We start from the raw sequence: 13,249 nt of genomic DNA, 5'->3' as shown, positions 1-13,249 counted from the left end.
CAATACAGTGAAGATGCGCGTTATGACTCGCAGGTCACGAGATTTTTCCCAATAAGCCCTTTTTGCAAGGGCTCTTGGGTTGGGGACAGGAGACGGATGAGCTACGCAAGCAACCGCGCCCAATCCACAGCCACGGCAGTACCCAGCGCAAAACCGGTACCAATCAAAGCCAGATTGGGATTACGGGCTGTGTCGTGTTCGAAACGGGCTTGCCATTTCTCTTGCAAGGCCTCGGCTGCCTGCGGCGCGTCGGGCAATGTGCCGGGATGCAGCATCTGCGCCTGGGACGTCCAGACCGTGAGAAAACCTGCATCGGCCGCCTTCAGGCACAAGTCGACATCGGCAAAGGCCTCGGCAAAGGGTCCTTCGTCCAGACCGCCGATAGCCTCGTACAGCGCCTTGCGGATCATCAGACAGGCACCGGACACCGCTGAGTAGTTCTGCTCCGCCTGGTGGCCGTTGAGGTAACCCTTGGCGTCCTTGCGCTCGCCAATGAATACCGAGCCCACCCCACCGTCAGGCTTGAGCACCAGGCCCGCCTGGGTGGTGATGCCGCGAATGTCCATCTGCTTGCTGCCAACGATCCCAACTTCAGGCCGCTGGGCCTGGTTGAGCAGGCTGTCGAGCCAGTTGGCGTTGATTACTTGCGCCTGGGCCGACAACAGCACCAGGTAATCGCCCTTGGCCTGGGTGCTTGCCCAGTTATACAAAGCCGATGTATTCAGGCGGCGGTCACTGCGCAGGATGCGGATCCGGTCGCCTTTGCCTTCCAGACTGTCCAACCATTGAGCCAGTTCTTCGGATTGGCTGTGATTATCAGCGATCAGTATTTCATGGCGATGGTAACGGGTCCGTTGCAGCACGCTGACCAGCGCCTGCTGTACCTGTTCGAAATTATCACGGCTTTCGAGAATGATCGACACCAGTGGCCGCTCGGCATGCTGGTAATCGATCTGATACGTCAGCGGCTGAGCCGAGCTGACCTGGGCACGATAACCCCGTGCGGCCAGGTGACGCTTCAGGACCTGACGTTCCTGGGGGTTTTCCTGCTCTGTTGGGGCGTTGCAGATCAACAACGGCTCGGCCAGGTGCGCCAACCCTGCCAGCCCTGCGTCCTCGATCAGGCGCAACAGCAAATCCAGCTCCAGGGCCTGGACGTATTCGGCGGTAAATCCACGGGCCTGAGCCAGGACTTCACGACGAATCAACCAATGCCGAGCCATGAATGAAGGGGCCGATTGCAGCAGATCAAGGTTGACCCCGGGACGGAACACGTCGCCAAGACTGCCATCGGCCTTGCGCTGAATTTCGTCCATGGCCACGGCGCGCACGCCTTCTGCATCGATCAGTTCGAGGCTCGCGCGCAGCAGGCCGCTGGCGGTGAACTGGTCACCGGCCTCGGCAAGCATCAGCCAGTCGGCCGTGGATTGACCGATGATTTGATTGATGCGATCGACATAGTTGGTGGTGCTGACTTTGACGAAGTGTACGGTGTCACGCACCGTGGTAGTCGCCGGCAGGTCGCCGGTGGTGAAGACCACGACGTTGAACGCTTTGCATTGACCGTTGACCAGGCTGTCGAAAGTCGCCTGCAACTTGAACATGTCAGCGTCCAGGTCCAACAACAGGATACTGAAGCGAGGCCCGCCCTGATGCTCAGCCAGATGGCCGTTAATGGCCTTGAGCTGCTGCGTGTCGGGATTACGCGCTTCGAGCCAGCTCAGCAGCCGCCCGGAGTGCATGTTCTCCAGAAGTTGCCGATCCTGTTGGCCCGGTACCGAGTCCAGTTGCTCGCCCCAGGCCAACAACTTCAGCGCTTCCTCGGGCTCGTCACTGTTTTTCAACGACTCGGCCAGGCGCTTCACCACAGTACGGTTGAAAGCGTACAGGCCTTGGGCTTCCCACAAACGGCTGCGTATCGTGCGTTCATTGTCGTTGGGCTGTACGCGCATCAACTCTTGTTGACGCAGCAGAATGCCTTCCAATTGCTGAAGCTGCAGGCGCCCTGCCGGCATGGCATGCAGGAGGAATTCAAACCCGGTCAGCAGATCGAATACCCGCTGGTTGTAGAAAGGCATTTCGACAAACTGCTGCGGCCCAAATGAGCGCACAGGCTCGCCACCAGCCTCCAACCAGGCCGAGCGAATGATCTGCGTACCTTTGAGTGAGCGCCCCTGGAGCAAGCAATCAGCCATGGCTGCAAAGCTGTCCAGAGCGATCTGTTTGACACGCCCGGGGGCCTGTTCAATGAGCGGCGTAGGGAGGGACGCCAGGAACTCGGCAAACTGCTCTCGCTCGGCGACGCTTTTTGCGTCCTTGTAGCTCAGCACAGTCAGCACGTTGGTATTGTGCTCGGAGCCGCCATAATTGAGTTCGCGAACAGCGAACGGGATCGGCAGGATCCGTGCCTTGGCGCAAGCCAGCAGGTAAAAGGTGTGTCCGATTTCCTGCCATTCGAAACTGGTCCCTGGCGGCAACAAGCTGTACCACTGCTGCAGCAGGTCGGTACGAGTCACGGCATAGAACGGCGGCAGGAACTGATCCATGAAACGGATGACCCGGTCTTCGGCCAGTTCGCTGTTGTAATCCTCATGCACCTTGCGATCACGACGGAAGTAACACACCTCGGTTGCACAGGAGAGGTACATGATCCCGTAACCGTGACACAGCCCGTAATCGGGATTGGCTTCGAGAAACTCCACCGACTCGGTCAAAGCATCGTGCAACAGGAAGTCGTCATCGGCGGCGAACACCATGTAAGGCGTTGTGACCTGGCTGACCCCATAAACCAGTTTGTCCTGCAGCCCCTTGTAGGTGAATTGCGGCAAATGCCGGTAGTCGACCGAGGGAAAGTCCCGGGCTATCTGCTCATCACATTCGACCGAGGAATCCAGCACCAGCACCGAGCAGGGGTAGCTGCTGTAGTAATGCAGCGTACGCCGCAGGAATGCGCTGCGGTTATGGGAAATGACCACCACCGTGAACCGCTCGCTCAGCGGTGCTACGTTGTCTTGAAGAGTGTTTCGAACCTGCATATTTCCTGTCCCCACAACCTGCCAGACGCCAATGACTTGAAACGGATGAGTTAACGGACCCGACGCAGATAGCCGTCCGGTGCAACAGTGATGAGCAGCTTGTTCTGCAACTGCCGGTCGATTTCGAAGTCGCCGTTTTCTTCCAGGTACTTCCACACCGCAGTCTTCGGGTTATCCCCCGGGCCCCATGGACGGTCCGGGAAAAAGTCCGCAGGCATGTCTTCCACGACTGTATCCATTACCACGCAGTAACTGCCTACCGACACCAGCGGTGCATAAAGGCGCAGCTCTTCGAGCACGTGGTCATGGGTGTGATTGGAGTCGAGTACCAGAATGACTTTTTTGCCTTGGGCGGCGGCATGAACCTGCTCGGCAATCGCGGCATCGATGCTCGACCCTTCGATCATCGTGATGCGCTTGCTCATCGGATGGCTTTCGATGGCCTCGCGGTTGTGAGGACGAATATCCAGGTCGATGCCGAGCACTTCGCCGTGGCCTTGCAGCTCCAGCAACGAGGCGTAGTAGATGATCGAACCACCATGGGCGATGCCGCACTCGATGATCAGATCAGGCTTGATCTGCCAGATCAGTTCCTGCATCGCCATCATGTCCTGCGGCAACTGGATGATTGGCCGGCCCATCCATGAGAAGTGGTAGCTGTACTTGTGCTTGGCCGACTCGTTAAAGAACTCCTTGGCCAGGCTGACAAGTTTCTGGTCTTGGCCCTGACCGGCAATTTCGGTCTGGCATTGGGCTTGGAAAGCGTTATGAATGGTGTTGTCGGTCATGTTCGAATCTCGCGGTTATTGGAACGAAGCGCTGTCAACGGCGTGGTAGACGTAGCGTCCAGCCGTCATTCGCCTGATTTCTTCGAGGTAATTGGAATTCATCACAAATACGTTTGCCCCTTCGGGCAGGAGGTGCATCGCCTCGTCGGGCGAAGAGACGCGCATACCACTCAATGGCAGGTACCGTCCCTGCTTGGCCGGATTGATATCCACCACGCAGTCCACCGCGACACCGGCCCGCTGCAGGAACAGCGAATAGATTACCCCTTTGGAAGATGCCCCCCAGATAGCAGAGCCTTGGCCCGGGGAGGTCTGGATAATCTGTACGGTACGCCCCAGGCTGCCAGTGAATCCGTCGGGCAAGGTCAGTTTCGACACCGGTTGTTCCGGTCTCAGGCGCAACGTCGCCAAGTCGGCAACGATGTACAGATATTGGCCACCGAACAGATGTCCAGCCTCGTACACCGTGCCAAACATCCGACGCAGATCGTCGAGGCGGAAATAGTTGACGTGCTCATAAAACAGGTCGAACCAGGCGCGATGCTCCAGGATCCAGTCCAGGCACGGCACTTCGATATAGATTTGTCCGCCCTGGTTGGCCGCTGCTATTTCGACCAGGAACTCCACCGGGTCCTGGATATGCTCCAGTACATGACGCAGCACTACCGCATCGGCCGACAGGCCCAGCTCGCGAGTGAACGGCGCCTTGATCACATCGACACTGTCGCCCTCGTAGGCCGGGTCTATGCCGGTGACGGCATAGCCCCGGCCCTTGAGCAGTTCCAGGAAATAGCCCTTGCCACAACCGACTTCAATCAATTTCTGGCCGGTGAAATGCCGGGCGATGATGCTCTCCACATCAGCCAGGTGTCGCTGAAACTGGCCCGAATGGGCCTGTTCGTTCTGGTAATCACTGTCGTAGCTGAGTTTGTCGGCATCGAATGCCTGATTGAATACCAACCCGCTCACTTCGTTCTGGACCAACACCATATCGGCACTCGCCGAGGCCTTGGCTGACGGCTCATCGACAAAGGTACGGTTCTGCAGAACGGGAAGACCGGTGGCCCGGTACAGCTCACGCATCATGTGGAGCCCCCAACAAGGTTTGCAAACGTTCGGCCACACCCCAGAACGCCATGGGTTCGTGAGTCGGGTACGGATAATGACCAAGGTTCAGACAAAGGGCGGCCTCTCGCTCCCGCAGACGTGCTTCGACCAACGTCCGCACCGATACCGGTTGGCCGCTCGAACAATTGACCACACCATTGAATTCACGCCGCCCTAGCAACTGCGCCAGGTAAGCGGCTGCCGTTTCGATCGGCAGGTAATCACGCAATTGTTCACCGCCAGACATATCGAATGTCGTGGCTTGGGCATCGATGGCCCGATCCAGTGCGGCCAGCAAGCTACTGGGATTCTGGCCGGCACCATGGAGATAGAATAGACGTGCCCACTGCAAGGTAAACGGACACTCGCGTTGCAACTGCTCGAGGAACAGGCGCAAGGTATTCTTGGCCATCCCATAGGGATTGGCCGGTTGCGGCATCGTCTGCTCGTCGAGTGGCCCGCTCTGCATGCCATATTCGAAGCAGGTGCCGGTGACCATGACCTGGGAAATACCTGCTTTAACCACCTGCCTGATGAACCGATAATCGGCCATCAGGTTGTGTTCGAAGTGAAACAACGCCTGGTAATTCGGCAGCCCCGGCCACGCCAGGTGCGCCAATGCATCGACCCCGTCAATCAGACCGGCGACGTCCAGCCCTTCGTCGTGAACATCGGCCGTCACGAACTCGACCCGGTCAAACCACGGCAATGCCTGGGCCGACTCGATCCGACGCGCTACAGCCCTTACCTGACCACCACGCGCCAGCAAGGCCTCGACCAGATGACGGCCGACGAACCCGGTGGCTCCGGTCACCAAAATTTTCATAGCACTGTCAACTCAGGCACAGCGATGACGAATCGCCCCTCCCATTGGCGAACCTCAGCCAACTGCTGGCTGACTTCCCCCAACAGGTTCCAGGGCAGGACGAGGACGTAATCGGGCTTTTCCAGCGCTATACGCTCAGGCGATACGATGGGAATCCGGCTGCCCGGCAGGTACTTGCCCTGCTTATGCGGATTGGCATCGGCCACCCAGGCCAACAGATCAGGCTTGACCCCGGCGTAGTTAAGCAGCGTATTGCCCTTGGCCGCCGCGCCGTAACCCACCACGCGCTTGCCTTCGGCCTTGGCCTGCAACAGAAAACGCAGCAAACCGTGCTTGATGGCTTCGGCGGCCGGCGCCAGCGTTGCGTAATAGGTGCGGGTTTTGACGCCAGCATCAAGTTCAGCCTGCAACTGCTGTTGCACCGTAGCCAGCACCGGGCGACGAACGCCATCGGCGCGCTGGACGAACACCCGCAACGAACCGCCGTGGGTCGCCAGTTGGCTGACGTCGAACACCTCCAGGCCGTTGCGCTCGCACAAGGTTTGTACAGCGGTCAGCGACAGGTAGGAGAAATGTTCGTGATACAGGGTGTCGAATTGCTGTCCGGCCATCAGCGTGAGCAACTGCGGAAATTCGAAGGTGGCTACCCCGGCTGGCTTGAGGAGCGTGGCGAAGCCACTGAGGAAGTCATTGATGTCCGGCACATGGGCCAGCACGTTGTTGGCCGCCATCAGGTCGGCCGCCCAGCCCTCGCCTTTCAATTGCGAAGCGGTATCGCGACCGAAGAACAGCTCGCGAATCTCCAGGCCTCTCGCACGCGCCGCCTCGGCGGTGCTGCGGGTTGGCTCGACGCCCAGGCACGCAATGCCGCGCCTGGCCACGTACTGCAACAGGTAGCCGTCGTTGGCAGCGACTTCCACCACCCGGCTGTCGACGCCCAGACCAAAGCGCTCGACCATCTCGTCGACATACCGTTCGGCGTGGGCCAGCCAGGTGCTGGAGAACGAGCTGAAATAGGCGTACTCGGCGTCAAACAGGCTGTCGGCGCGCGTGTAATCCTCGGTCTGTACCAGCCAGCAGTGCTGACAAACAGCGACCTTCAAGGGTACCCACTGCTCGGCCTGCTCCAGTTGGTCAGCACGCACATATGCGTTGGACGGCGGCGACGTGCCGAGATCAATCAGTGGCAACGCCAGGGCAGTCCCGCAACCTCGGCAATTCATACACGCACTCCAGCGAAATGCTCATCGAGCAAGGGATGGTTGCTGTCCCGGGTCGACAGATTATTGACAGGCAGCGGCCAGGCGATCGCCAGCCGCGGATCGTTCACCGACAAACCACCTTCATGCTCCGGTGTGTAGTCAGCACTGTGCAGATAGAGCAACTCAGCATCGTCGGTCAGGGTCTGAAATCCATGGGCAAACCCCGCCGGGATCAACAGGCTGCGACCGTCACCCGCCTTCAAATGCTCGGCGTGCCAGTGCAGAAAAGTTTCGGAATCGGGGCGCAAGTCCACGGCTACGTCCCAGACTTCACCACGCAGGCAAGTGATCAACTTGGATTCCGGTTGCGCCGCGTCCTGATAATGCAAGCCACGCACACTGCCCTGCTCGCGCGTGCAGGAATGGTTGATCTGCCGGATATGAAACGGTTGCCCGAACGCGTCCAGACTGCCTTCACAGAACAGCCGGGAAAAATGCCCGCGCTGATCCTCAAACCGTTTGTGCAGGACACTGAATAGACCGGCCAGTGGCAGTGCCTTCAACGTGAACTCGCTCACAGCGCGCCTCGGTACAAATTCAACTGGCCGAGGCTGACCTGACGCATGTCGTCACCGTTCTGCCAGGCCAGGTGCCAATCCAGGGTCTGCGCCAGGCACTGCTGCAAAGACCAACGCGGCTGCCAGCCCAACAGTGTCCGGGCTCGACTGCTGTCCAGGCGCAAGAGGCCGGCTTCATGCAGGTCGCTCGATTCAATCCGCAGCCCTGGCGCTTGCGGCCAGCGCTCGGCAAGCAGTTGGACAACTTCGCCGACGCTACACATGTCCGCCTCGCCAGGCCCGAAATTCCAGGCACCGCCGAATTCCGGGCCTTGTTCATGAAGCCTGGCAGCCAGTTGCAGATAGCCAGCCAGCGGCTCCAGGGCGTGCTGCCACGGGCGAACTGCCTGGGGGTAGCGCAACGTCACGGGCTCATCCGCCGACCAGGCCTTGAGCACATCCGGAATCAGGCGCTCAGGGGCGAAATCGCCGCCGCCCAGCACGTTACCGGCCCGTGCCGTGGCCAGGGCCAGGCCGTGTTCGGCATACCGCTCAGCCGAAAAGAACGACGCGGCGTAGGACTGCGCCAGCAGTTCACAGCAGGCCTTGCTGCTGTAGGGATCATGGCCGCCCAAGGCTTCGTTTTCGCGGTACGGCCACAACCATTCCTGATTGGCATAGACCTTGTCGGTGGTCACCAATACACAGGCGCGCACGCCACCAACCTGACGAATCGCCTCGAGCAGGTTAAGGGTCCCCATGACATTGCTGGAGTAAGTGCCCAACGGGTCGCGATACCCCTCCCGCACCAGCGGCTGGGCTGCCAGGTGCAGGACAATCTGCGGCTGCACATCGGCAAGCAGTTCCAAAAGAGCGCCGAGATCCCGCAAGTCACCGCGTCGATCATCAATGCCCTCGCTCACCCGGGCCAGTTCGAACAGACTCGGTTCGGTGGCCGGGGCCAGGGAAAAACCGCTGACCTGGGCCCCCAGGCTTTGCAGCCACAGCGTCAACCAGCTGCCTTTGAAGCCGGTATGGCCGGTCACCAGCACGCGTTTGCCACGCCAGAATTCCGGGGTCAAGTCCATTGCTTCCAAGGAGCCTCCCCGCTTTGCCACAGGGCCTCGAGATGGTTTTTATCCCGCAAGGTGTCCATGGGGTGCCAGAAACCCTCGTGCTGGAAGGCCTGGAGTTGCTGCTGTGTGGCCAATGCCGCCAGCGGCTCGACTTCCCAGGACGTCTGATCGTCGCAGATGTAGGGCAGGACCTTCGGCGAGAGCACGAAGAAACCACCATTGATCCAGCCGCCGTCACCGCGAGGCTTCTCGGTAAAACCCAGAACCCTATCGCCGTCGCGCTCCAACGCACCGTAACGCCCTGGCGGCTGGACCGCCGTCACCGTGGCCAGCTTGCCGTGGGACAGGTGGAAATCCACCAAAGCGCCGATGTTGAGGTCCGACACGCCGTCACCATAGGTGAAGCAGAACGCCTCTTCGTTTTCGAGATAACGTGCCGCACGACGCAGCCGCCCGCCGGTCATGGTGTCTTCACCGGTATCGATCAAGGTCACCCGCCACGGCTCGCTGTAGTTCTGGTGAACGTCCATGCGGTTGTTGCACATGTCGAAGGTGACATCGGAGGTGTGCAGGAAGTAGTTGGCGAAGAAATCCTTGATGGCGTAGCCCTTGTAGCCCAGGCAAATGACGAAGTCGTGGATTCCATGGGCGGAATACTGCTTCATGATGTGCCAAAGAATTGGCTTGCCACCGATCTCGATCATCGGCTTGGGTTTGAGGTGCGACTCCTCGCTGATTCGCGTTCCGAGCCCACCTGCCAGGATAACTGCCTTCATCGTCTCCCCTCTCGTTCATCACCAGGCTCGGCCAAGCGTTGTTTCGCTTTGCGGGCGCAGGGATTACACCGTCAATGCCGTTCAGAGCGCTCCGAGTTCGTCGCAAGCGCTCGTTTTATGGCGATATGAGGGGGGACTTGCAGGAAACGCGCCAGCTCGATAACACCCATCTGGAGGCAGGGAACAGAGAGTCAGGCAAAACGATCAATAGAAGGAAACCTGCGGGAGCGAGCCGACTCGCTCCCGCAGTACGCGACATTCAATCCGGCAACCACCCCCACAACCAATGCTGCAAATTATCCCCACTGAGCATGAAGTCACGCAGCACCGCTTCGCGCAGTTCATCGCCCATGCGATAGCTGGCATCAGGATCGGCCAGGTGCATGCGAATCGCCCCGATCCACTCCTCGGTACTGTTGCTGCGCACTTTGGTACAGGGCAGGAAGCCGTCGTAGGCCTTGGTGTCGGTGCAGATGACCGGATAGCCACAGGCGCCGTACTCCAGCAAACGCAGGTTGCTCTTGCAGTCGTTGAAGATGTGGAACTCCAAGGGGGCCAGGGCCAGGTCGAGATTCAAGCTGGCCAGCTTGAACGGATAGTGGTTCAGCGCAACTGAGCCGTGGAACTCATGGACATAGGGCCGCAACGCCTCCGGGCACATGCCGAAGAATACCCATTCCACCTCATCGGCCAGTTCACGGACCACGTCGGCGATGATTTCCAGATCGCCGCTGTGGCTGGTCCCGCCGCCCCAGCCAACCCGTGGTTTGGATGACGTACCGCGACGGCTGGTCAACCGGGCCCACGGCTCGGGTGTCAGCATGTTGGGCACGACGCGAATCTCGCTGTGCATGCTGGACAAGGCATCGGCCAGCGCCTGGGTCGTCACCACGACGCGATCGCACAGGCCAATGCCCTCACGAAGCATCTGTTCGGTGTTGACCGGCTTGTTGCGAGCGTGGGTGTTTTTCTTGGGAGCACTGACCACATAGTCGTCGAGTTCGAAGATCCGCAAGGCGCTGGAATATTTCTTCATTCGCAGGATATCGCCGGCAGAACCTTCGCTGTATCGCCCTTGCAATACGATGCTATCCGGTGACAATCGCTCGATGTCGACAGTAGAGGGCGACTCGTAGGCGATCCGGGCAATCACCCGTCCGGCAGCTTCAAGTTCGGCCAAGGGGGCCGTGACGCGATAATGGCCGACCGCAGTGGCGTTGACCGGCAGCCCCAGTATCAATGGCAGCGCACGGGTACAGAACGGGTTCCAGTTGTTACGCAATGAGGGTTCGAGGCTGAAGCTTGACGCCCCAAGCCCCAGAGAGGGACTGTAGGCCGGATCCCGTGCGATCTGCGGCAACCATTTGCGATAGAAGACTTCGCGCTCACGCTCCAGCAATGTCGCCTCTTCAGGCTTGACAGACGTCGACTGAGGGGCAACCTGCATGACACTGGCATAGGGCGTCCAGACCACCAGGTACCCGTCCTTGCCCGCGCGCAAGCACATGTCGACATCGCTGAGGCCGAGACTGAAAGTTGCCTCGTCGAGGCAGCCCAGTTCCTCGAATACTTGCTTGCGAACCATCAGGCAATCGCTGCTGACCGAACTCCAGTTCTGCGTCGTATGCAAACGTTGCATGTAGCCGCGGGAGGCCGCCGATTCACCATGAAACGGCGTGCCCACCGGCCCGGCCAGACCAAGGATCTGTCCACCGCCGACAATCGCGCCCTGGGGACTGAGTATCCGTGCGCCAACCACCGCGACTTCCGGGCGCCTGGCATGATTGAGCAGCTCATCCAGCCAGTCATTTTCACAGATGACAACCTGCGGACTGAGCAGCAGCAGGTATTCGCCCCGAGCCTGGCCCGCGGCAAAGTTGCGCACTGCGGCGTCGCTGTCATCGCCGGCATAACGCAGCACGCGCAACATGCTCGCGCCCAACTGGGCCATGCTTGCCAGCCAGTCGAGCATGGCCGGGTCACGGACACCGCTGTCCACGATCAGTATTTCGTAGTGAGTGTAGGCCGTGCGTTCGATCAGGCTTTCGGTGCAATGCTGCAGTGCTGCAAGCGAGTCACCGGTGCGCACGATAATGGACACCAACGGACGAGCATCATGGTGGTAGCTGATGCGATTGATCAGCGGCAGGGTATCCCGCTGAATCTCATGGCTCACGCCGATGCGATCCAGGTGCGCGCAGACCAGTGCGGCATTGCCCTCGATGACCTCGGGCGACGATAGCCATTGGGCGAAACTCAGGGTGGATTCGACCTGGATTTCGGCAATGTGCTCAATGGTTTGTGGGCCAGCTTCTTCGACCAGACGCCATACCAGATCCTGAGGCGCCAACTCACCACGAGCCGGATCGAAACCGCCCAGGGTCATGAACCGCTCACGCTCGAAGGCCAGGGTTCGCCCGATGTAGGGATAGGCACGCATCAAGTCCAGATTGAAATCCGGCTTGAACACTGGCTCGAAGGACTCCCCATCCACCAGCGCCCCTTCGTCGCTGTATATGCAGAGAACTCCCTGCCTACCCGCCACACGCTCGGCCAGGATCAATAATGTCGAATCGCGCAGGATGTCGCCCGCTTGCAACAGGTAGAACCAGTGCGCACCTTCGAGCTGTGCAACTATGGTATTGAGTTGGCGCGGCCAATCGGCTTGGTAGGGCAACTGCAACACTCGCTCGCCGGCCTCGCAATGGGCATCGGAAAGGACCACCACGGCCTGTGCCGGGTACAGTTGGCCATCAAGGCTGCACAATGTCTTCGCAAGCGACGTCGCATCGCCCTGGGCATCGATGATCACGGGCACGATGTTCGGACGAAACGGCCAGCTATCGATGCGCGCCGGCATGACACGCTGCTCCGCCTCGCTGAACCGGCGAATGGCCAACCACTCGCGGTAAAAGTCCGCGTAACTCTCACTCTGCGCCCCTACCCGGCCATTAACGACGGTATTGCGGTTGCCCAGTACGCGGGTAACACAGAGTTCCTGCCAGGCATGAGGCTTATCAGTGGTTTTGCTCAACTCGATATAGCGCACCCATCCCGATGCTGGTGCGGCTTCACCACTGCGAGCAGAGAGCATTTGTGCCAACCACTCCCACTCCACCTTGGCAGCCTTCAGCATTTCAGGGGTTCTGCCCAAACGCTCTGCATACTTGCGCTCGACGCTCAATACCGTGCTCAACGCGATCAGATTGCCACGCCGCATCAGGCAGACGAACAGTGCGAAGTCGAGCATGGCGACAAAACCGGCGCCGTCCTGAATCAACGCAGGCAACAACTCCAGCACATCGACGCGACGCATCAGGGCAGAACTGAAATTCCCAATGAAATTGGTCGGCGTGCTTTCGAGAATCGCCAGCATGTCGTCGCCCTTGAGCACGGCATCGCTTGGCGAAAAACGGCAGTTATCAATACGCGGCGGCAAAATGAAGTTACCCGCGTCACACAACAACCGCAGCGCAAACACCACGGTTACATCAGCATGATCCATCAGCGCCTGGGCCTGGATGGCGATACTCGGCGCAAACAGCCGGTCGTCATCACACAGCACCTTGATAAACTCGCCTTGCGCCTCTTCGACACAACGCAACAGATTGCCCTGAAGTCCCAAACGCTGTGGATTTTTCAGGTAACGGACCGGATGGGCCGGCTCGGTGAAAGACTCGACGATGTGGCGAATCTCATCGCCAGGCGAATCGTCGCAAACGATGATTTCGACGTGTTCGTAGGTCTGGGCCAAGGCGCTTAGCAGTGCCTGGTCAAAAAAACGGGGGTTATATGCGGGGATGACGATGCTGACGAGGGGAAGTGGCTTCACGGCAAAAATCTCGAGCGGCGGACTCCGACCCTTTCAGGCCGGAGCCCCGG

9 protein-coding genes are annotated in these 13,249 nt (G+C 59.6%); all 9 read right to left on the bottom strand.

What is annotated here, in order from left to right; genetic code table 11:
• Positions 1–101 precede the first annotated feature (101 nt).
• Complete coding sequence (locus QZH45_RS09135; RefSeq protein ID WP_055135391.1) at positions 102–3,035, bottom strand: TIGR00180 family glycosyltransferase; 2,934 nt, start codon at positions 3,033–3,035, stop codon at positions 102–104.
• A 50-nt stretch (positions 3,036–3,085) separates the two neighbouring features.
• On the bottom strand, positions 3,086–3,823 hold the full coding sequence (locus tag QZH45_RS09130) for a cephalosporin hydroxylase family protein (RefSeq protein ID WP_024778641.1): 738 nt from the start codon (positions 3,821–3,823) through the stop codon (positions 3,086–3,088).
• Between the two features lie 15 nt (positions 3,824–3,838).
• Positions 3,839–4,909, bottom strand: a complete 1,071-nt coding sequence (locus QZH45_RS09125) for a class I SAM-dependent methyltransferase (protein WP_024778640.1) — start codon at positions 4,907–4,909, stop codon at positions 3,839–3,841.
• Positions 4,899–5,756 carry an NAD-dependent epimerase/dehydratase family protein gene (locus tag QZH45_RS09120; protein ID WP_024778639.1) on the bottom strand — a complete coding sequence of 286 codons (858 nt, stop codon included), beginning with the start codon at positions 5,754–5,756 and terminating at the stop codon, positions 4,899–4,901. Before QZH45_RS09120 ends, QZH45_RS09125 begins: the two co-directional genes overlap by 11 nt.
• Positions 5,753–6,979 carry a class I SAM-dependent methyltransferase gene (locus QZH45_RS09115; RefSeq protein WP_055135392.1) on the bottom strand — a complete coding sequence of 409 codons (1,227 nt, stop codon included), beginning with the start codon at positions 6,977–6,979 and terminating at the stop codon, positions 5,753–5,755. The genes QZH45_RS09120 and QZH45_RS09115 overlap by 4 nt, the downstream gene beginning before the upstream one ends.
• A complete protein-coding gene (locus QZH45_RS09110) occupies positions 6,976–7,536 on the bottom strand; it encodes a dTDP-4-dehydrorhamnose 3,5-epimerase family protein (protein ID WP_024778637.1) in 561 nt (186 codons plus the stop codon). The genes QZH45_RS09115 and QZH45_RS09110 overlap by 4 nt, the downstream gene beginning before the upstream one ends.
• Positions 7,533–8,612 (bottom strand): CDP-glucose 4,6-dehydratase, encoded by a 1,080-nt coding sequence (rfbG, locus tag QZH45_RS09105; RefSeq protein WP_432783663.1) that lies wholly within the window; start codon positions 8,610–8,612, stop codon positions 7,533–7,535. Before rfbG ends, QZH45_RS09110 begins: the two co-directional genes overlap by 4 nt.
• Positions 8,594–9,367 carry a glucose-1-phosphate cytidylyltransferase gene (gene rfbF / locus QZH45_RS09100; RefSeq protein ID WP_024778635.1) on the bottom strand — a complete coding sequence of 258 codons (774 nt, stop codon included), beginning with the start codon at positions 9,365–9,367 and terminating at the stop codon, positions 8,594–8,596. Before rfbF ends, rfbG begins: the two co-directional genes overlap by 19 nt.
• Before the next feature lie 259 nt (positions 9,368–9,626).
• A complete protein-coding gene (locus QZH45_RS09095) occupies positions 9,627–13,199 on the bottom strand; it encodes a glycosyltransferase (protein ID WP_055135393.1) in 3,573 nt (1,190 codons plus the stop codon).
• Between the last annotated feature and the right edge of the window lie 50 nt (positions 13,200–13,249).

The organism is Pseudomonas corrugata, from assembly GCF_050920615.1.
Taxonomy (GTDB): Bacteria; Pseudomonadota; Gammaproteobacteria; order Pseudomonadales; family Pseudomonadaceae; genus Aquipseudomonas; species Aquipseudomonas corrugata.
The sequence above is the reverse complement of the archived record's forward strand: the minus strand, read 5'-3'. Positions and strand labels throughout refer to the sequence as shown.

What these genes read in the sequence shown, in the direction of transcription:
- QZH45_RS09120 (WP_024778639.1), bottom strand. Translation starts at nt 5,756, where the DNA reads ATGAAAATTTTGGTGACCGGAGCCACCGGGTTCGTCGGCCGTCATCTG.
- QZH45_RS09125 (WP_024778640.1), bottom strand. Translation starts at nt 4,909, where the DNA reads ATGATGCGTGAGCTGTACCGGGCCACCGGTCTTCCCGTTCTGCAGAAC.
- QZH45_RS09130 (WP_024778641.1), bottom strand. Translation starts at nt 3,823, where the DNA reads ATGACCGACAACACCATTCATAACGCTTTCCAAGCCCAATGCCAGACC.
- rfbF (WP_024778635.1), bottom strand. Translation starts at nt 9,367, where the DNA reads ATGAAGGCAGTTATCCTGGCAGGTGGGCTCGGAACGCGAATCAGCGAG.
- QZH45_RS09135 (WP_055135391.1), bottom strand. Translation starts at nt 3,035, where the DNA reads ATGCAGGTTCGAAACACTCTTCAAGACAACGTAGCACCGCTGAGCGAG.
- QZH45_RS09115 (WP_055135392.1), bottom strand. Translation starts at nt 6,979, where the DNA reads ATGAATTGCCGAGGTTGCGGGACTGCCCTGGCGTTGCCACTGATTGAT.